The 18,579-nt window shown below is 45.6% G+C and carries 21 protein-coding genes and 1 pseudogene; 17 read left to right on the forward strand and 5 right to left on the reverse strand.

What is annotated here, in order from left to right:
• Nucleotides 1-71 precede the first annotated feature (71 nt).
• The 3 genes from ACH32G_RS09150 (at nucleotide 72) to ACH32G_RS09160 (ending at nucleotide 2,708) form a co-directional block, all read left to right on the forward strand.
• Nucleotides 72-1,289 carry a NupC/NupG family nucleoside CNT transporter gene (locus ACH32G_RS09150; RefSeq protein WP_016938070.1) on the forward strand — a complete coding sequence of 406 codons (1,218 nt, stop codon included), beginning with the start codon at nucleotides 72-74 and terminating at the stop codon, nucleotides 1,287-1,289.
• Between the two features lie 123 nt (nucleotides 1,290-1,412).
• Nucleotides 1,413-2,267 carry a diaminopimelate epimerase gene (gene dapF / locus ACH32G_RS09155; RefSeq protein ID WP_049627289.1) on the forward strand — a complete coding sequence of 285 codons (855 nt, stop codon included), beginning with the start codon at nucleotides 1,413-1,415 and terminating at the stop codon, nucleotides 2,265-2,267.
• A 78-nt stretch (nucleotides 2,268-2,345) separates the two neighbouring features.
• On the forward strand, nucleotides 2,346-2,708 hold the full coding sequence (locus tag ACH32G_RS09160) for a HesB/IscA family protein (RefSeq protein ID WP_016938072.1): 363 nt from the start codon (nucleotides 2,346-2,348) through the stop codon (nucleotides 2,706-2,708).
• A 137-nt stretch (nucleotides 2,709-2,845) separates the two neighbouring features.
• Here ACH32G_RS09160 and ACH32G_RS09165 read toward each other — a convergent pair whose 3' ends face one another.
• Nucleotides 2,846-3,607 carry an SDR family oxidoreductase gene (locus ACH32G_RS09165; protein WP_448814236.1) on the reverse strand — a complete coding sequence of 254 codons (762 nt, stop codon included), beginning with the start codon at nucleotides 3,605-3,607 and terminating at the stop codon, nucleotides 2,846-2,848.
• 275 nt (nucleotides 3,608-3,882) lie between these two features.
• Between ACH32G_RS09165 and ACH32G_RS09170 the strand changes: the two are divergent.
• The 7 genes and pseudogenes from ACH32G_RS09170 to ACH32G_RS09200 all read left to right on the forward strand — a co-directional run bounded on the left by ACH32G_RS09170 (nucleotide 3,883) and on the right by ACH32G_RS09200 (nucleotide 8,852).
• Nucleotides 3,883-4,420, forward strand: a pseudogene (locus ACH32G_RS09170) (GNAT family N-acetyltransferase).
• A gap of 261 nt (nucleotides 4,421-4,681) precedes the next feature.
• Nucleotides 4,682-5,254, forward strand: coding sequence for a hypothetical protein (locus ACH32G_RS09175; protein WP_016938075.1), 573 nt, complete (start codon nucleotides 4,682-4,684; stop codon nucleotides 5,252-5,254).
• A gap of 65 nt (nucleotides 5,255-5,319) precedes the next feature.
• A complete protein-coding gene (locus tag ACH32G_RS09180) occupies nucleotides 5,320-5,655 on the forward strand; it encodes an uberolysin/carnocyclin family circular bacteriocin (protein ID WP_003151973.1) in 336 nt (111 codons plus the stop codon).
• 82 nt (nucleotides 5,656-5,737) lie between these two features.
• The gene (locus ACH32G_RS09185) at nucleotides 5,738-7,393 is read left to right on the forward strand and encodes a hypothetical protein (protein ID WP_016938076.1); all 1,656 of its coding nucleotides are present in this window, start codon (nucleotides 5,738-5,740) and stop codon (nucleotides 7,391-7,393) included.
• The gene (locus ACH32G_RS09190; protein ID WP_448814237.1) at nucleotides 7,386-8,090 is read left to right on the forward strand and encodes an ABC transporter ATP-binding protein; all 705 of its coding nucleotides are present in this window, start codon (nucleotides 7,386-7,388) and stop codon (nucleotides 8,088-8,090) included. Before ACH32G_RS09185 ends, ACH32G_RS09190 begins: the two co-directional genes overlap by 8 nt.
• The gene (locus tag ACH32G_RS09195; RefSeq protein WP_045926053.1) at nucleotides 8,087-8,614 is read left to right on the forward strand and encodes a stage II sporulation protein M; all 528 of its coding nucleotides are present in this window, start codon (nucleotides 8,087-8,089) and stop codon (nucleotides 8,612-8,614) included. Before ACH32G_RS09190 ends, ACH32G_RS09195 begins: the two co-directional genes overlap by 4 nt.
• 16 nt (nucleotides 8,615-8,630) lie before the next feature.
• Nucleotides 8,631-8,852: a DUF5970 family protein gene (locus ACH32G_RS09200; protein WP_045926054.1), complete on the forward strand. Its 222-nt coding sequence runs from the start codon at nucleotides 8,631-8,633 to the stop codon at nucleotides 8,850-8,852.
• A 61-nt stretch (nucleotides 8,853-8,913) separates the two neighbouring features.
• On the opposite strand, the gene guaC is transcribed toward ACH32G_RS09200, so the two are convergent.
• The gene (gene guaC / locus ACH32G_RS09205; RefSeq protein WP_448814238.1) at nucleotides 8,914-9,894 is read right to left on the reverse strand and encodes a GMP reductase; all 981 of its coding nucleotides are present in this window, start codon (nucleotides 9,892-9,894) and stop codon (nucleotides 8,914-8,916) included.
• 218 nt (nucleotides 9,895-10,112) lie between these two features.
• On the opposite strand from guaC, the gene ACH32G_RS09210 reads away from it, so the two are divergent.
• Nucleotides 10,113-10,256, forward strand: coding sequence for a hypothetical protein (locus ACH32G_RS09210; RefSeq protein WP_016938080.1), 144 nt, complete (start codon nucleotides 10,113-10,115; stop codon nucleotides 10,254-10,256).
• A 39-nt stretch (nucleotides 10,257-10,295) separates the two neighbouring features.
• Here the strand turns inward: ACH32G_RS09210 and yumC are convergent, their stop codons facing one another.
• A complete protein-coding gene (yumC, locus tag ACH32G_RS09215) occupies nucleotides 10,296-11,291 on the reverse strand; it encodes a ferredoxin--NADP reductase 2 (RefSeq protein ID WP_007613496.1) in 996 nt (331 codons plus the stop codon).
• 310 nt (nucleotides 11,292-11,601) lie between these two features.
• Here yumC and ACH32G_RS09220 point away from each other — a divergent pair, with 310 nt between their 5' ends.
• From ACH32G_RS09220 to ACH32G_RS09235, 4 genes are all read left to right on the forward strand, one after another.
• Complete coding sequence (locus tag ACH32G_RS09220) at nucleotides 11,602-12,822, forward strand: NAD(P)/FAD-dependent oxidoreductase (protein ID WP_047476951.1); 1,221 nt, start codon at nucleotides 11,602-11,604, stop codon at nucleotides 12,820-12,822.
• A 174-nt stretch (nucleotides 12,823-12,996) separates the two neighbouring features.
• The gene (locus ACH32G_RS09225; protein ID WP_007408708.1) at nucleotides 12,997-13,122 is read left to right on the forward strand and encodes a YuiA family protein; all 126 of its coding nucleotides are present in this window, start codon (nucleotides 12,997-12,999) and stop codon (nucleotides 13,120-13,122) included.
• Between the two features lie 68 nt (nucleotides 13,123-13,190).
• Entirely contained in the window at nucleotides 13,191-13,511 is a 321-nt protein-coding gene (locus ACH32G_RS09230; RefSeq protein ID WP_003151989.1) for a YuiB family protein, read from the forward strand.
• Between the two features lie 101 nt (nucleotides 13,512-13,612).
• On the forward strand, nucleotides 13,613-14,254 hold the full coding sequence (locus ACH32G_RS09235) for a 3D domain-containing protein (protein WP_047476953.1): 642 nt from the start codon (nucleotides 13,613-13,615) through the stop codon (nucleotides 14,252-14,254).
• Nucleotides 14,255-14,283: 29 nt separating this feature from the next.
• Here ACH32G_RS09235 and ACH32G_RS09240 read toward each other — a convergent pair whose 3' ends face one another.
• Nucleotides 14,284-14,760 carry a divergent PAP2 family protein gene (locus ACH32G_RS09240; protein WP_016938086.1) on the reverse strand — a complete coding sequence of 159 codons (477 nt, stop codon included), beginning with the start codon at nucleotides 14,758-14,760 and terminating at the stop codon, nucleotides 14,284-14,286.
• A gap of 149 nt (nucleotides 14,761-14,909) precedes the next feature.
• Between ACH32G_RS09240 and ACH32G_RS09245 the strand changes: the two genes are divergently transcribed.
• Nucleotides 14,910-16,400, forward strand: coding sequence for a leucyl aminopeptidase (locus ACH32G_RS09245; RefSeq protein WP_099744201.1), 1,491 nt, complete (start codon nucleotides 14,910-14,912; stop codon nucleotides 16,398-16,400).
• Nucleotides 16,401-16,531: 131 nt separating this feature from the next.
• Nucleotides 16,532-17,860, forward strand: a complete 1,329-nt coding sequence (locus ACH32G_RS09250) for a Na+/H+ antiporter NhaC family protein (RefSeq protein WP_448814239.1) — start codon at nucleotides 16,532-16,534, stop codon at nucleotides 17,858-17,860.
• A 46-nt stretch (nucleotides 17,861-17,906) separates the two neighbouring features.
• Here the strand turns inward: ACH32G_RS09250 and ACH32G_RS09255 are convergent, their stop codons facing one another.
• Nucleotides 17,907-18,500 carry a biotin transporter BioY gene (locus tag ACH32G_RS09255; protein ID WP_016938089.1) on the reverse strand — a complete coding sequence of 198 codons (594 nt, stop codon included), beginning with the start codon at nucleotides 18,498-18,500 and terminating at the stop codon, nucleotides 17,907-17,909.
• Nucleotides 18,501-18,579: the final 79 nt, after the last annotated feature.

An 18,579-nucleotide genomic window follows, 5' to 3' on the forward strand; every position in this document is an offset into this window, starting at 1 on the left:
GTAGACAGCAAAAATAAATATTGTTATCTTAATAAAGACTTTTTTTAAATAAAATTTTAGAGGTGGATTCATTGAATATCGTTTGGGGGCTGCTTGGGGCAGTTGCTATATTAGCCATTGCTTTTTTGTTATCAGAGAAGAAAAGCAAAATTAAACTGCGAACCGTCATTGTCGGTTTATGTTTACAAATGGCCTTCGGATTTATCGTATTAAAGTGGGACGCCGGCCGGGCCGTATTTTTATGGTTCTCAAGCCGTGTGCAGCTTCTCATTGATTATGCGAACGAAGGCATCAGCTTTATTTTTGGCCCGCTGTTAAAAGTGGGCAGCAGCCCGGCTTTCGCGCTGAGTGTTCTGCCGGTCATTATCTTTTTCTCAGCGCTGATTGCGGTTTTGTATCACCTGAAAATCATGCAACTTATTTTTCGCGTCATCGGAGGCGGACTGTCAAAGCTTCTTGGGACAAGCAGAACAGAATCGCTTGCGGCTGCTGCGAATATTTTTGTCGGACAGTCTGAATCACCGCTTGCCATTAAACCGCTGATTGCGGGATTGACCCGTTCCGAGCTGTTTACGATTATGACGAGCGGCCTTTCGGCTGTAGCGGGTTCGACGCTTTTCGGATACGCCCTGTTAGGCATTCCGATCGAGTACTTGCTGGCGGCCAGCTTCATGGCGGCTCCTGCCGGTCTCGTGTTCGGAAAAATATTAATACCGGAAACAGAAAAAACGCAGACAGTTAAAGGTGACTTTAATATGGATGAAGAAGGCGAAGGCGCCGCTAATGTGATTGATGCTGCGGCAAAAGGCGCGTCCACCGGCCTTCAAATTGCGCTAAACGTCGGCGCCATGCTGCTTGCGTTTGTCGCGCTCATCGCCGTAGTGAACGGAATTCTCGGCGGAATCGGCGGCTGGTTCGGTTTCAAACATATTACATTAGAATCCATTCTCGGTTACGTGTTTTCACCGATCGCATTTGTTATCGGAGTTCCTTGGCATGAAGCGCTCGGAGCGGGAAGCTATATCGGACAAAAGCTTGTGCTGAATGAGTTTGTCGCTTATTCCAACTTCGGTCCACATATTGCGGACTTTTCTAAAAAAACGTCTACGATTATCAGCTTTGCGCTGTGCGGATTCGCCAACTTCTCTTCCATTGCGATCATGCTCGGCACATTGGGCGGTTTGGCCCCAAGCCGCCGTTCAGACATCGCGCGCCTCGGGTTAAGAGCGGTTATTGCGGGAACACTCGCTAACCTTCTCAGCGCGGCGATTGCCGGTATGTTTATTTAGTAAACGATAAAAGCTCCCTGCATATGCAGGGAGCTTTTATGTATGAAAAACGGGGGATATTTGTATTGTGTCCGAGGGGAAGAGCTTTTATACTAAGTAAAAGAAAAAAAGTTGGAGGCCGATATGAATTCATTCCGTTTTACCAAGATGCACGGTCTTGGAAACAGTTATATATATGTAAATCAATTCGAAGAAAAGCTGCCGGAAGAACGGCTGGCTGAGATTGCCGTTAAAGTGTCCAGCATTCATACGGGCATCGGTTCTGACGGCATGATCCTCATCTGTCCGTCAGAAAAAGCGCCCGTCAAAATGCGGATTTTTAATAATGACGGTTCAGAAGGAAAAAATTGCGGCAACGGCCTTCGCTGTGTGGCAAAGTACGCATACGAACATAAGCTGACAGAAGAAACGTCCTTTTTCATTGAAACGCTCTCAGGTCTTGTGAAAGCAGACATTACGGAGGACAACGGGATAGTGCGTGAAGTCGCCGTTGATATGGGCGAACCCCGCCTGACCAAAAAAGAGCTGCCGATGCTAGGCAATGAAGATGAACGGACGATCGATGAGACCTTTGTCTTCGGAGAGACGGAGCTTTCAGGAACTGCCGTATCAATGGGAAACCCCCATATTGTCTTTCCGGTTGAAGATATCAGTCAAGCGCCTCTTACAACGCTCGGCCCCGTCATTGAAAAAGACCCGAGATTCCCGGAAGGCGTCAATGTCGAGTTTGTGGAAACCGTCAGCGCGGATGAACTTCATTTCCGTGTATGGGAACGCGGCTCCGGCATTACACAGGCTTGCGGAACAGGCGCCTGTGCGGCGGCTGTCGCATCCGTATTGAACGGTGTTTCTGAACGGAACCGGGATATCACTGTTCATTTGGCGGGAGGCGACCTTGTGATTAATTGGCAGGACAATGGGCACGTGCTGATGACAGGGCCCGCCGAAACCGTATGCAGCGGCGTCTATTATTTGTAAAACAGCTCGTTTGAGAAATACGCTTCTCAAGGTTTATAATAGACATCAGTATTCGTTTTTAAAAAAGGAGGTCTACCTATGAGTGTTCCAGTAACCATCACTGAAGCAGCAGCTTTGCATATAAAAGATATGATGAAAGAGCATGAAGAAGAAAACGCGTTCCTCCGTGTGGGCGTAAAAGGCGGCGGCTGCAGCGGCCTGTCTTACGGAATGGGATTTGAGCATGAAAAAGGCGAAAAAGACAGCATGTTTGAACAGCACGGAATCACCGTTTTGGTCGACAGCGACAGCCTCGATATTATGACCGGCACGATCATCGACTTCAAACAGTCCATGATGGGCGGCGGCTTCACCATTGACAACCCGAATGCCATCGCTTCCTGCGGCTGCGGATCTTCTTTCCGCACGGCCAAAAACGCCGGTACGCCGGAAGAGTGCTAGGGCTCAACCTGCCATTCTTAGGATGAAAAAATATGGCGTCTTTCTTTTCGATGGCGCTTGCACCATTGTTAAGAAAGGCGTTTGTTTAATAAAAGCAAAACCCGCTCAACAGAAGCGGGTTTTCTTTTTCAAAGATGTTATTCAATTGTATGTTTCATTGCATTGTACATATTTGCCGTGTGTTCATCGGCTTTATCCCGGGACATGCGCAGCCGTTCCACAGAAGAACCATATCCGATTTCAAGTTTGCCCTCTTTCAGTCCATTAAAAATCCCATCAGCGAATTCATCCAGCGGTTCTCCTTGCGTATGCAGCCCTGCACCGCCAAGATCTGTATTGACTGCCGGAGGCGCAACTTCAATCACTTCTACAGCTGAATCAGAAAGCTGGTGTCTCAGACTCATTGTAAATGAATGAAGCGCCGCTTTCGTTGCTGAATAGATCGGTGCAATGGCAAGCGGTGTAAAAGCCAATCCCGAAGTGACATTAATGACAGCCGCATCTTCTTTTCCGGCAAACACCGGAGCGAACAGCATAGACAGGTGGAAGGGAGCTTCAATGTTCGTTGTGATTTCTTTATTGAAATAGGCCCAATTGTCCTTCGCATCCGCTTTCAGCACATGAAAACGTTGTTGAATCCCCGCGTTATTGACTAACACATTCACTTCCGGATAGTTCTCTGTCACCCAATCAAACAGTGATACACGTTCAGATGGAATGCTCAAATCACTGACATAGGTAATAAGATCCGGAAATGTTTCCTTTGCTTTTTGAAGAGCATGTTCACGCCGTCCGGTCACGATGACTTTATTTCCCGCTTTTAAAAATCGTTCTGCGAAAGCCAATCCTATTCCGGCATTTCCGCCTGTAATCAGTATTGTATTTCCCGTCAGTTTCATATGAACTCCTCTTTTCCAATTGTTTTACATTTCTTTGATAACATTTCAGCTGCAATCCAATCAATATATTTTTTGGGATCATCGGGAAACCCGCCAAAACTATTCTTTCCTTGTCACAATATGATGATACGGCTTAAAGTGCGGTTTAAGTCAACAAAAGAACCTTTTCCGGTCAAATTCTGGGATCTTTATTGATGCGATAAAGCGTACCGTACAACATGGGAAAAAGGCAATTAAAAAACGTTTCTGATTAAAACAAAAGGACGGCGATGCATATGCAGGAAGGAAACAGCGTTGATATCAGGCTGCTCAGCCTGAATGATGCAGAGCAGGAACTGGTTTTGCAGACGAAAACCGCATGTTTTTTGAACGGTTTGCCATGTCGAGACAAGAGGGTTTTTATACGCTGGAAGGCCGGAAAAAACGAATTGAACAATCACTGAAGAATGCGGAAAATGACACAGAATACAGCTTCGGCATTTTTCTTCAGGATCAGGCCCTGATTGGTACGATCAGCCTTTTCAGGTGGTTCGGGGCGACATCCAAAGCGCTTTCATCGGTTGCTTTTTAGATGGCAAACATAACGGAAAAGGCTATGCGACGAAGGCTGTCAAGCTGGCAGCCGATTATGCATTCAATGAGCTGAACCTGCATCGGATAGAAGCCGGAGTCATGCCGCACAATAAGGCGTCAATCCGTGTGCTCGAAAAAGCTGGGTTTCATAAAGAAGGCATTGCGAGAAAAAATGTAAAAATAAATGGAAAATGGGAAGATCATCAGGTGCTGGCGATCATACATCCGGAGGATACATAACGATATCCTCCTTTTTTGGATCCTGCGTCTCATTACGCAGGTCATTCTCTCAAATATCTCAAATCCATTGTCTAAATCATACTATTTGCAAATTAAGAAAAAAATAAAGGGTATATAGCATCAAAAACTATGAAAAATATGCTCTTTGTCAACACGTTCTAAAGTCATATTTTTCGAAAGGATATTGATTTTTTGATAGGAATAAACTAAATTGTAAAAGTATAGAATAGTTCATTTATTTTGTAAGAAAAGGATGATAATATGATAGGTCAATTGAGCAATAAAAAAATATTTTTAAGTTCTTTTTTCATCATTTTGATCTGTTCATTACTCTTCCAATTCAGTATTTCAGATAAAGTGCTGCAGTCTTATTACTCTTCTGTCGGAGAAAATACCTACGATATCGGGGAGAAAAGTGTTCGTACGATTGTCATGTTTCTGCAAGGGTTTATGATCTTCACCACTTTTGTGGAAATCCTGATAGGCGGGTTTCTGTTATTCGTTGCCGCTTTTATTCTCGGTACAAAAAAACCGAAAAAAATATATTTGCTTCTATATACGCTGACTTCTTTAATCTCAGCATTTAAAATGTTGATTCTGTCAGTTGTTAACTACTTAACGGCTGATTCCTCACTTATATATTCTGCCGGCGGCACCAAACTGAGTTTACAGCTGCTGGATCCATTTCTGCTTCTGTCAATCGCGGCTCTTTATGCTGCCGCAGGAAAACTTACCGATCTCAGCAAAGGAAAGAGAATTATTTTAACTGGATGTTTTGTTTTATTAAAACTCTTCACTATCTTCTTTAATTATTTTATGGCGGATAAAATTTAGCTCGGGAGAGAGTCAATTAAGCTGAATTTTATTATATATTAAAAACAGAGCAGGGGGATGTTAAGATGAACTTAGTAAAATCTAATAAAAAATCTTTCATTTTGTTTGGCGCGGCTCTTGCTGCAGCGACGTTGGTTTATGCACTTTTATTAACTGGCACTGAATTAAATGTGGCGGCGGCTCATGCATTCTCAGCCAATGCTGAATTAGCTTCGACTCTCGGTATCTCTACAGCAGCAGCTAAAAAAGCAATTGATATCATTGATGCGGCTTCAACAATTGCTTCTATCATTTCTCTCATCGGTATCGTTACAGGCGCAGGCGCGATTTCTTATGCAATCGTTGCAACAGCAAAAACAATGATTAAGAAATACGGCAAAAAATACGCAGCTGCTTGGTAAAATCGATCGATAAATAATTGCTCTTTTTGTACAAGCTGCAAAAAGAGCCTCTCTCCCAAATACATATGTAAGGATTGAAAGTATGATAGTCAGACAAATTACAGCTCTTATCAAATATAATACCCTGTCGTCGTTCCGCAAAAAAAAGGAAGATTGGGGAATTCCTCAACTCAACGGCAAACTGCTTTCTGCCATTATTATTTCTCTGTTATGTGTTTATCTTATTTTACTGGGATGCGGCGTTGTATTCGGGACAAAACTGATTCAGCTTCCTATCAGCGCGTGGGGGCAATTTGTTTTAATCGCCGTTTCATTGGAGCAGCTTTTTTGGGCTGCCGGCTTCTTTAAAGAACATCAAAATGCTTTTCTGCTGGATACGCGCAAGGTCATTCATCAATTAAAAAAGGTTCGTTTTTTACAGCTGTTTTCAGTTTTTACCGGCCAGGCGATCAAAAAAACCATTTTCGTATGGTATCTTTTTGTTTTTCCGGTCTTTTTGTTTTTAACCGGCGCAGGCATGGCTGGATCTGCAGCGGTCATCGTATTTTTCCTGGGCTTCGTTTATTTTCTTCTCAATTTATTTTTATCTATGCTGTTTTCTTACGTTGTTTATCTTCTAACGAATATGTGGAGCAAATGGTTTTACTTGAAAATCATGAAGGGCATTTTATTCAGCGTCAGCCTGCTGGTGCCGCTGGCAGTGGGGTATGCCGTTTATCTTCTCGTGTTTGGGGAGTATACGGTAAAGGACATTTCCGGATTTACGGAGTCGCCGGCTTTCCGGAACATCCTCATGAATACACCGTATGTATGGCTGGTATTCCGCTCAGATTCCGTGCTCGTTTTCGCAGCAGTATTTGCAGCCGCCGTCCTTTTTACGGCTGGACTGTTTAAGCTGTGGGCGGCTACCCTGAAGAAAATGGATCTTATTCCTTATATGTTTTTGACAAACGCGGCTTTTGCACCAAAGCTTAAATTATATAGGAATAACAAAATATTTCATGCCGTTTTTCAAAAGGACCTTCTGTTTCTAACGAGAATTGACGGGTTTTTTATCAGGAATTTCGGCAGTATGCTTTATTTGTTCATGCTGTTTTTAGGTTTTTGTGTTCCGCTGCTTTCTCATCATTTTACCGGGTATTCGGCAGCCGCCATCGTATCCGCGGCGGTTATCATTGCGAACTTTTCGTATCAGCTCGTCGGGGACGCGCTCAAAACCGTATTATCCGTTGACGGAGAAATAAAAAATCAGCATCTGTTTCACCGGAATATCAAACATGCGTGGCAGCTCGTGTTTCCGAAAGTATGTATTTATAATCTTGCGGCTCTTATCTATTCATTCATCATGACCATTTTGATTACGGTGTTTTTTCCGTCCTCCGCTGCGCTGACGGTCTACCTGTTTATTGTATTTTTATGTTCGGGTTTTTTATACAGTCTTGTCCAGATTTCAAGCACCGCCTTGTACCCTAAAAAAAACTGGGAGCACCTGTACGAAATCGGAGAAGCCGGGAAAGCAAAGACGTACAACAACTTATACGGTTCTTTGATTTTCATTGTGTCGCTTCAAATTGCTGCGATCACGTCATATTTTATTTATAAAAAGCCGGAACTTGAAACGCTGCTTATTCATTCTGCATCAGGTATATTTGTCCTGTTCACACTATTAAACTATGGAGTCATGTTTCTGTTTCTTCGCAGAATTAATATGGCGGAAAGGTTTGCGAACAATGATTAAATTAGTGAATATACAAAAAAACTATAGTGAAAAACAGGTGTTAAAGGATATTTCCTTTGAGGTGAAAAAAGGCTCAATCTACGCTTTGCTCGGGACCAATGGAGTCGGGAAAACAACGACTTTGAAAATCATTTCGGGCCTGCTTAAACCGACGTCAGGCTGCGTCGTGATTGACGGTAAAGAAATAGATTCAGAAGAGGGGGGGCAAATATCGGCTGATATCGGTTTTGTGCCCGACCATGCTTTTTTATATGATTACTTAACGGGAGTCGAATACTTGCGTTTTACAGCGGAGATGTTTCAAGTGCAGTCTCAGCGGACAAATGATTATATAAAGAATATGTTAGAGACGCTGAAGCTTTCACAAGACGGAAATCAGCTGATTAAAACCTATTCACACGGAATGAAACAAAAATTATCAATCGCTGCCGCGCTCATTCATCAGCCTAAGATCTTAATCCTTGACGAGCCGCTGACGGGCATTGATTTAATCAGCGGCAAAACGATACGGACGTTATTGAAGGAGTACGTCAAACAGGGGAATACGGTCCTGTTATCGACTCACCTGCTGGAACTGGCGCATTCGTTGTGCGATACGATCGGTATTATCCATGACGGCGTTTTTGCGGCGGAGTATCAGTCATCCGAGCATTCATTAGAAGAAATCGAAGAAATGGCTGAGCGTATCTATACATGATGAACCGCATTTTGCCGGCAATCAGAACGTCCGCCATTCCGTTAACCGCGTCATTGCTGTTTTTTTCAGGCGGTGCAATCGCTGCGGTTTTTACCGATCACTTTGTATCATCAGCGTCTTATAATGGCTCGTCAGGCGCAGTTGAATTGTTAAAGAATAATGCAATCGCTTGTCTGTTTTTAGCGGCAGGTTTTTTTACTTTTGGGTTGACCTCAATCTTTTATTTATTCACCAATGGATTTATTTTAAGCGGCTCTATTATCGAAAATCTGCAGGGCGGGATCCCTTTATATCAGATTATTTTACTGCTAATTCCTCATGGTATATTTGAAGTTCCTGCGTTATTATTAAGTGGCGCCATTGGTTTTAAGGGCGTTGAATTGGTCGTCAGGCTGTGTTTTTCTAAAGAGAGAAGGATAATAGCTTCAATGTTCAGGCATATCGGAATATTGGTGCTGTTTATTATTTGTCTGCTGATCGCCGCCGCCATCATTGAAACTTATATCACACCAATTTTTAAGTAAAAGGGGCAGAAATCATATGAGAAGTAAATTATCATTAATCGGTGTGCCGATTGTTATGATTATCGGTTATATCATTTCTTTATCCTTTGAGTGGCTGTTTCCTGTTCTTACTTTTGGGGCAGCGGGGCTGTATCTCTTTTTATTTGCCCCGGTGCAAAACAAATTCATCCGTTACATCTTTTTGTTTATTTTTGTGATTAATCTGTTGGCCAGTGCGGCTCTTTATTTTGGTATTTAATAAAAAAATGACATTCATGTTGAATGTCATTTTTTTTATTTTCGAGCGGCTCTGCTGTGGGTTAAAATCTGTCGCCGTTGAAAATTGAGTTTTTTACGATTACGTAGTCGACATTGCGGATGGCTTCGAGTTTATTGCCTCCGGCGTAAGAAATGGAAGACTGCAGATCCTGCTCCATTTCAATCAGCGTATCCTGCAGAGATCCTTTATGCTCAACATGCATTTTTTTGCCCTCGACGTTTTTCTTTTCGCCTTTTTGAAATTCGGAAGCGGAGCCGAAATATTCTTTGTACAGCTTGCCGTCGATTTCGATCGTTTGTCCCGGTGATTCTTCGTGGCCGGCGAATAATGATCCGATCATGACCATAGACGCGCCGAAACGGATGGACTTCGCAATATCGCCGTGCGTGCGAATGCCGCCGTCAGCAATGATCGGTTTGCTTGCCGCTTTTGCACACCAGCGAAGTGCGGCTAATTGCCATCCGCCGGTTCCGAAGCCGGTTTTAATTTTTGTGATGCATACTTTCCCGGGCCCGATCCCCACTTTTGTCGCGTCAGCGCCCGCGCGTTCCAGTTCCCGTACAGCTTCAGGCGTCCCGACATTCCCTGCAATGACAAAGCTTTCCGGCACATGTTCTTTAATAAATTGAATCATGCTGATCACGGCATTGGAATAGCCGTGCGCGATATCAATAGTAATATAATCCGGTACAAGCTCCTGTGCTTTCAGCTCGCGGATGAATTCATAATCGTTGTCTTTCACGCCGACGCTGATCGAGGAAATCAGTCCGCGTGCTTTCATATTCTGGACAAAGGCCAGGCGTTTTTCCGGCTCGAAGCGGTGCATGATATAAAAATATCCGTTTTCCGCGAGCCAGGCCGCGATGTTTTCATCTATAATCGTCTGCATGTTGGCCGGTACGACCGGAAGTTTAAATGTGTGTCCGCCCAATGTAACTGATGTATCACATTCAGATCGGCTGTTTACAACGCATTTTGCAGGAATCAGCTGAATATCTTCGTAATCAAATACATTTTCCATAAATAACACCCCTAAAAGCGAATGATAAAATTATAATTAAATTAAAATGTTCGTCTTTTTATAATGTACTTTGTTTTGTCAGGAATGTCAAATGATTTCATGCTGCCTCATACGCCGTCAGCTTGTCATCTTTTTGCAGTTTGGTTATCATAGTAGTATTGGGTGCTGCCAGACATTTGTTACGATAGATAGATTTGCAGAAGAAGGGAGGGGCCGGTATGGAACAAAAACAGCCCGGGCACAGCCCGAAAGCCCAGAAAATTCAGGACCGGATTATTTTAGGCACGATTTGGGTCGTGTCGGCGCTTGTGATTGCGCTCGTTGTCGGAACCGTCATGAATTATATGTGGATCTTTAAATAAAAAAGAGTCTGTGCCGGCAGGACACAGACTCTTTTTTTATTATTTTTCAAACATGCTTGTAGAATGCAGAGGCTGGACGCGCGCTTTCGGGTCCATGTAAGCCTTCGCGTTGTTCACGGCTGTCGGAGCTTCGCCGAAACCGCTCGCGATCAGCTTGACTTTGCCTTCATATGTGCAGATATCTCCGGCGGCAAAGAAGCCTTCGATATTGGTTTCCATCGTGCTTTTGACGACGATGGAGTTTTTCTCGATTTCAAGACCCCAGTTTTTAATCGGGCCGAGGGAAGAAACAAAGCCGTAGTTTACGATCAGGTCATCAATTTCAATGATTTCTTTGCGGTCGCCTTTCACTTCTTCGAGAACGAGCTGTTCGATCCGGTCTTCACCGACAAGTTCAGCCGGAACAAACGGTGTCAGCACGTTGACTTTAGAATTGTGCAGGTTTTCGACACTGTGCTCATGCGCGCGGAATTTATCACGGCGGTGGATGATGCTGACTTCTTTGGCGATCGGCTCAAGCATGAGCGCCCAGTCAACAGCGGAATCGCCGCCGCCCAGAACGGCAACGCGTCTGCCTGCGAATTGATTGAGGTCGTCAATGAAGTAGTGCAGGTTTTTGCCTTCATATTGCTCCGCTGATTCCAGCTCAAGCTTTCTCGGCTTAAATGCGCCGTTTCCCGCGGTGATAATGACCGTTTTTGAATAATGCGTTTCTGAATTCGTGACAAGCTTAAACACACCGTCAGCCTGTTTTTCAACAGATTCAACGGCCTGCTCTAAGCAGATGGTCTGATCGAACTTTGCCATTTGCTCTTTTAAGTTGTTCACAAGTTCTTGGGCGCGGATTTTCGGGAATCCGGCTACATCATAAATATATTTTTCAGGGTACAGCGCGCTGAGCTGGCCGCCAAGCTGAGGCAGGCTCTCAATGATTTTGACGCTCGCCTGTCTCATTCCCCCGTAAAAAGCGGTAAACAGGCCGACCGGGCCGCCGCCGATGACCGTAATATCATAAACCTTTGAATCCTCTTGCATACCAAATTGCCTCCTAATTGAAAATTGTTATTAATTATAACATAGAATTTGAAAGGATGACGAGTGCCGAAAACCGCCCGGCCGCTTCATTCTTGAAAAAAATTGCGCCTGCCGCTAATATGGGGACAAATTCCAATCCGTTTTTTCCTGAATGTTTTCCGATGCTTCCGGATAGTATGGTGATATGCAGACATGTGCGGTTTTCTAAAAAATTTATAATTCATTTCATAAAATCCCGCCAATAAGCTGAAGCTAATACAAATGTTGATTTGATTATGCGTCTAACAGCAAAAAAAAGAAGGTGGATGTGATGGCATTGAATAAACCCAAAATCGTGGTTTTAGGTGCAGGTTATGGTGGATTAATGACAGTAACAAGGCTTCCGAAGCATATCGGGGCAAATGACGCCGAAATCACTTTGGTCAATAAACACAATTATCATTATGAAACGACATGGATGCATGAAGCGAGCGCAGGAACGCTCCACCATGACCGCTGCAGATATCAAGTGAAAGATGTAATTAATGATTCACGGGTCAAATTTGTGCAGGATACCGTAAAAGCAATAGATGTGCAAAATAAAAAGGTGACGCTTTCACAAGGGGACATCCCTTATGATTATCTCGTTATCGGGCTGGGCGCCGTCCCTGAAACATTCGGGATTAAAGGCTTAAAAGAGTTCGCCTTTCCGATCGCTAATATTAATACGTCACGTCAGCTGAAAGAGCATATTGAGCTCCAATTTGCGACATACAATACGGAGGCCGAAAAACGCCCCGACCGCTTAACCATCGTCGTCGGCGGAGCGGGCTTTACGGGAATTGAATTTCTCGGCGAACTTGCGAACCGCAAGCCGGAGTTATGCAGAAATTATGATATAGATGAAAGTCTCGTCCGGATCGTCTGCGTCGAAGCCGCTCCGACGGTTCTGCCGGGATTTGACCCGGAGCTTGTCGATTACGCCGTTCAATACCTTGAGAGCAAGGGTGTTGAGTTTAAAATCGGCACGGCGGTTCAAGAATGCCGCGCGGACGGTGTCACAGTCGGCAAGAAGGATGAAGAGCCTGAAGAAATCAAATCGCAGACCGTTGTCTGGGCCGCAGGCGTACGCGGACATCCGATCGTGGAGGAAGCAGGTTTTGAAAATATGCGCGGCCGCGTCAAAGTCAATCCCGATCTTCGGGCGCCCGGCCATGATAACGTTTTTATTCTCGGCGACAGCTCGCTCTTTATTAATGAAGAGACGGAACGGCCGTACCCGCCGACTGCTCAGATCGCGATGCAGCAAGGAGAAACCGTGGCCAAAAACCTGGGCCGTCTGATTAAAGGAGGCCAGCTTGAAGAGTTCAAGCCGGACATTAAAGGAACCGTCGCTTCCCTCGGTGAGCATAACGCGGTCGGTGTCGTATACGGCAGGAAGCTCAAAGGCACGCCGGCGTCCTTTATGAAAAAGGTCATTGACAACCGTTCGTTATTTATGATCGGCGGACTCGGCCTGACACTGAAAAAAGGGAAGTTTAAATTCTTCTGAAAAACCCGCAGGAGCGGGTTTTTTCTTCTTTCAAAAAAGAGCGTTATATAAAGCATGTAAGAGAAAAAAATGAATGTTTCCGCTTACATGAAATGATTCGTTACATATTCTGACTTGGTGCTTGACAAGTAAATATGATATATTATCAGAAAATTGAGAAAAAGGGTGATCCGCATGAAAACGACAGCAAAAAGCACGGCGGCGTGTCCGTTCTGCTCAGGTAAAGGGTATTTTCAATTGCTTCTTGGCGGCTCCGAAACATGTCCCTCCTGCCAGGGAAGCGGCAAAGAGAGACGCTGAATTTTCCATACGTTGACTTTTTTACCGCCCCCGAGGTACACTGAAAGTGCTGTAGGGGGTGGATGTTTGTGATTAGTTTGCCGGTGGTTCTGATCTCAATCGTACTATTTTTCGTACTGTTTTTCGGCATTGGCTTTCTGTTGAACATGCTGCTGAGAATGTCGTGGATTATGGCTGTTGTCTATCCGATTGTATGCCTTTTCATTATCAGTAATAAAAAGATGATCAGTTACGTGCAGGCGCCGGGGGAATCATTTCAAAGCCTGTTTCAGCGGATCATGTCATTAGCGGTTGCGGATGTCGTGATTTTGGCAGGCGGACTGGCGGGAGCAATCATGTCAGGCATTGCCATAAAGGCGCTGAGAAAAAGAGGATATCAAATGTTTTAAGCCGCTTTCTTATTCAAAGAAAGCTTTTTTTGTGCCTCGGCGCTTTTTGTATAGCACCTCACCGGGTTGGGAACACTGACTCGGAGGAGAGTGATTTCAGATTGACGATAATCAGACGCGTATTCATGATTGCGCTTTTTTTGGGCGCATGCCATGCGACATACTTTTCCATAACGGGTGTTGAAGCAAAGGATCTGACAAATTGGATGACGGAACATCGAGGCGCCGTTATGAAAAACATCGGCACTCCGTTTCAATCCTTACAGAATCAGCCGGAAAAGCAGGCATCAGGCAAGGTAAAACCGCTGGAAGAAGCTTTTGACTGGGAACGCTATCCGTCAAAAAAGGTGACGGCCACCGGTTATACCGCAGGAGCGGAATCTACGGGGAAATCTCCGGGCCATCCGCAGTATGGAATTACATATTCAGGCGTGAAGGTCAAACGCGATTTATATTCAACTGTGGCTGCTGATCCGTCTGTTTTCCCGATCGGGACGATTCTGTTTATACCGAATTACGGATACGGGGTTGTCGCCGATACCGGTTCGAAAATTAAAGGCAGCCGTCTGGATCTCTACTTTGACACCGTAAAGGACGTCTATAACAACTGGGGCAAAAAAACACTTGATGTCTACATTGTCAAAAAAGGGAACGGCAAAGTGACCGAGGACGAACTTGTAAAGCTGAACGAAACAAAGTCACTTCAAGTCTTCAGAAATCAATACAAAACGGTAAAAGAATAAAAACGCTTCAGCATCCGCTGAAGCGTTTTTTACATAAAGAAATAATTTAAAATCAGTGTCAGTACAATGCCGGTGACGCCGCCGAAGAACACTTCGATCGGCTGATGGCCGAGCAGTTCTTTCAGTTTCTTCTGTTTTTCTTTCTCTTCCGCTTTCTGAAAGTCCTTCGCTTCGCTGACAAACCGATTAAAGTCGATGACCAGTTTATTAATGACCGTCGCCTGTTCACCCGCATGCCGCCTGACACCGGTAGCGTCAAACATCGTAATGACGGCGAAAATCGCGGCGACTGCAAACAGAGGCGAGTCCAGTCCCTGTTCCAAAGCGACTCCGGTTGACAGCGCGGTGACGGCGGCGGAATGGGAGCTCGGCATGCCGCCGGTGCTCGTCACAAGAGACCAGTCAAGTTTTTTGGATACGATAAATTGAATAGGCACTTTTACAACTTGGGCAAAAATAATGGCAGCAAAACTCGCCAGTAAAGGAAAATTCATAAATACATCCATATGCGACATCCTTTCTGTATCTGCGAAAGTCCGATCATATCGAAAAACTGCAGAAAACGCCCTTAGTTTGGTAAAATAAAATCAATGGAAAAATGTTTTTTCATTATACCACTTTACATAACAAATACCCACATAAGGAGTGTGTACTCATGTTTTATGCATCTGATCAATTGCGGCATCCTGAAACCCTTGTCATCGGTCTTTTTCAAAAAAGCATGCTGAGCGGATTTACGAAGGAATTGGATGATAAACTGGACGGACATTTGACACAGCTGTTAAAGGACGGTGATGTGTCTGCCAAACGCAATCGTGTATCAAAAGTATACCCTCCGGCTGCGACGGGTATGAAACGTATTTACTTTATCGGCTTGGGAAGGGAAGCGGATTATTCGTTTGAAGATGCGAAAGAATGCTTCGCACGCGTGTTTCAGCAGATTCACCAAGATAAAAAACAAGAAGTATCCGTTCTGCTTGATACGTTCGTCTCCGGTGAAGTGCCTGCCGCCGATGCCGCTCATGCGCTTTCGGAAAGCTGTCTGCTTGCGGTTTATGAGGTGCAGGATTATAAACATAAATCGAATGAGCCGGATCAGGAACTGACTTCCGTCTGCGCCGTGACCGAAGAAGACTTGAGGGAAGTGCAGGCCGGCCTGAACGTCGGCGCGGCATACGGCCAAGGGACGAACTCAGCCCGCACGCTTGTGAACATGCCGGGAAATATGCTGACGGCCACCGATTTGGCGTCATATGCCGCTGAGCTTGCGGCAAAATATGATTTTGAGTGTGAAATTTTAGAAAAAGAAGAAATGGAAGAGCTCGGAATGGGCGGGCTGCTAGCCGTTAACAAAGGCTCATCCGAACCGCCGAAAATGATCGTTCTGAAGTATCAGGGCAAAGATCATTGGGAAGACGTCATCGGCCTGGTCGGAAAAGGCATTACCTTTGATACCGGCGGATATTCGATTAAGCCGAAAACCGGCATCGTCGGCATGAAAAGCGATATGGGAGGGGCCGCTTCGGTATTGGGCGCAATGGAAATTATCGGCGAACTGCGGCCTGAACAAAATGTGCTAGCCGTCATTCCGTCTACGGACAACATGATCTCGTCTGATGCCATGAAGCCGGATGACGTCATCGTCTCGCTCAGCGGAAAAACCATTGAAATTCTGAACACCGATGCGGAAGGCCGCCTCGTGCTTGCCGACGGCATCACATATGCCAAGCAGCACGGAGCTTCTGTCCTCGTAGACGTCGCAACGTTAACGGGCGGTGTCATTGTCGCCTTAGGAAACGAAATGACGGGCGCCATGACCAATCACGCCGGATTTTATAAGCAGGTGGCAGAATCGGCGAAGGAATCCGGAGAGCCGATCTGGCAGCTTCCGATTACAGAAAAAGATAAAAAACGCGTGAGAAACAGTCAGATGGCTGATTTGAACAATTCTCCGGGTAGAGAAGGCCACGCGATTATGGCGGGCACATTCATTGGTGAATTCGCGGAAAACACCCCGTGGGTTCATCTCGACATTGCGGGAACCGCGACGGCGAATAAAGCGACATGCTTCGGCCCTGCCGGCGCAACAGGCGTCATGGCAAGGACGCTGGCCGTTTTGACTGAGCGGTTTACGCCTGAAAGATAACAGCACCCGCTGCCTTGATGCAGCGGGTTTTTTGATTTCCAAAATCTTTAGTTGACTAAAGCGCAGAATGTATGTTAACTTTAATTATCTACTACATTAGCAAACTAAAGGATTTTTGGAGGGACTCATCAATGAATGCTGTTGTTGTCGCAGTATTGCTTATGCTCGTCTTAAGCCTGCTGCGTGTCAATATTATTATAGCTTTAATGATCGGAGCGCTTGCCGGCGGACTGACAGGGGGCTTAGGCCTCGGAGAGACGGTGAAGGCTTTTACGGACGGTCTCGGCGGAAATGCAACCGTCGCGGTCAGCTACGCGCTGCTCGGAGCATTTGCCGCAGCGCTGACAAAGACGGGGCTTCCCGATGCAATGGTCGAAGCGTCTGTCAAACTAATCGGTAAAAAGGAAGATTCGCGGAAAAAAGCACTGTCTAAAGTGTTGATCGTACTGATTATTTTAATCATATCCTGTTTCTCGCAAAACGTGGTGCCCGTTCACATTGCGTTTATTCCGGTATTAATTCCGCCGCTTTTAAAAATATTTAACGAACTTGAAATGGACCGCAGGCTGGTCGCGTGTGTGATGACATTCGGACTGACTGCGCCGTACATTGTTCTGCCGATCGGATTCGGACAGATTTTCCAGGGGATGCTGAGAGATAATATGGCATCAGCCGGTTTAAAGGTGCCGCTCAGTGATATCCCGTATGCTTTAATCATCCCGACGGCGGGGATGGTAGTCGGTTTAATTTTATCCGTCATCGTCTTCCGCAAACCGAAGAAATATGAGACGAAGGAGATTGCCGGATTATCGTCTTCTCCTTATACGAAAAAAAGCATTGCGATCGCCCTGTTCTCCATTGCCGTGTCGCTTGCCGTTCAGCTCTACCTGTCACAGGTGCTCGGAGTGGAAGGCATGATCATGGGCGCGCTCGCCGGCTTGTTTACGCTGTTTATCAGCGGAGTCATGAAGCGCAATGAAGCGGATAAGCTGATCACAGACGGCATGATTCTGATGGCCTTTATCGGTTTTGTTATGCTCGTTGCGGCCGGTTTTTCAAATGTATTGAACAAAACGGGCGATGTAGCTTCCTTGGTCAAAGCATCAACAGGCTTGATCGGCCACAGCCAATCGTTAGGCGCGCTCCTGATGCTGATCGTCGGTTTATTAATCACGATGGGAATCGGATCGTCATTTGCAACCGTACCGGTCATTACGACTATATTTGTTCCGCTGTGCGCTCAGCTCGGATTCAGCCCGATGGCGACGATCGCGATAATCGGAGCGGCCGCCGCGGTCGGTGATGCGGGTTCTCCTGCAAGTGACAGTACGCTCGGACCGACGTCAGGCCTCAGCGCCGACGGACAGCACCACCACATTTGGGATACGTGCGTCCCGACATTTATTTTCTATAACATTCCGCTTGTCATATTCGGCTGGATTGCCGCAGTTGTCCTGTAAAAAAAGGCTCCCGGAAAGGGGAGCCTTTTTGAATGCTTGAAAAAACTTACGCCGGATTTCGATTGAAGCCCGTCGCTTTATGAATGGACCTGTAAACGGCAGGCGCGACAGATGCCAATAACAATGCTAAAATGATATCTTTTATGAAAAACCAAATCATATAAAACCAAGCCATTCCGTAGCTGATTGGAGCATGAAGCCATAATTTCAGCGCAATATACGTATAGGTCGTGCCAATGAGATAAATGACCGCGGTACCGATCAAAGAGGCCCATGCATAATGCAGACGGCCGGGTTCTTTTGTCTTTTCCAGCAGCCAGCCTGCTGCAAATGCCGCCGGGATGTAAGCGAGAATAAATCCCCCGCTCTTTCCGATAAACGGTGCAAAGCCTGCTGAGAATTGGGCGAAGATGGGAGCCCCCGCGAGTCCGGCCAATGCGTATACCGTCATTGCAATGGCGGCCCGTCTTGCGCCGAGAAGCATCGCGGCTAACAGGCAAAAGAAAGGCTGCAGCGAGAGCGGAATTCCCGCAACTTGCAAAAAGGGAGCCATTGATGTAATGTTGGCGCCGATGGCCATCAGTGCGGCAAACATGCCGATAAGCGCCATATCGCCCGCGCGAAGGTTGCGTTGTTTCATTTGTTTTTCCCCCTTACACTTGTACCAGATTAGCGTAATCGAAGGATAATTAATTGTCAACACGAATTTTATATAGGTT

Source organism: Bacillus sp. CIS52, assembly GCF_053545315.1.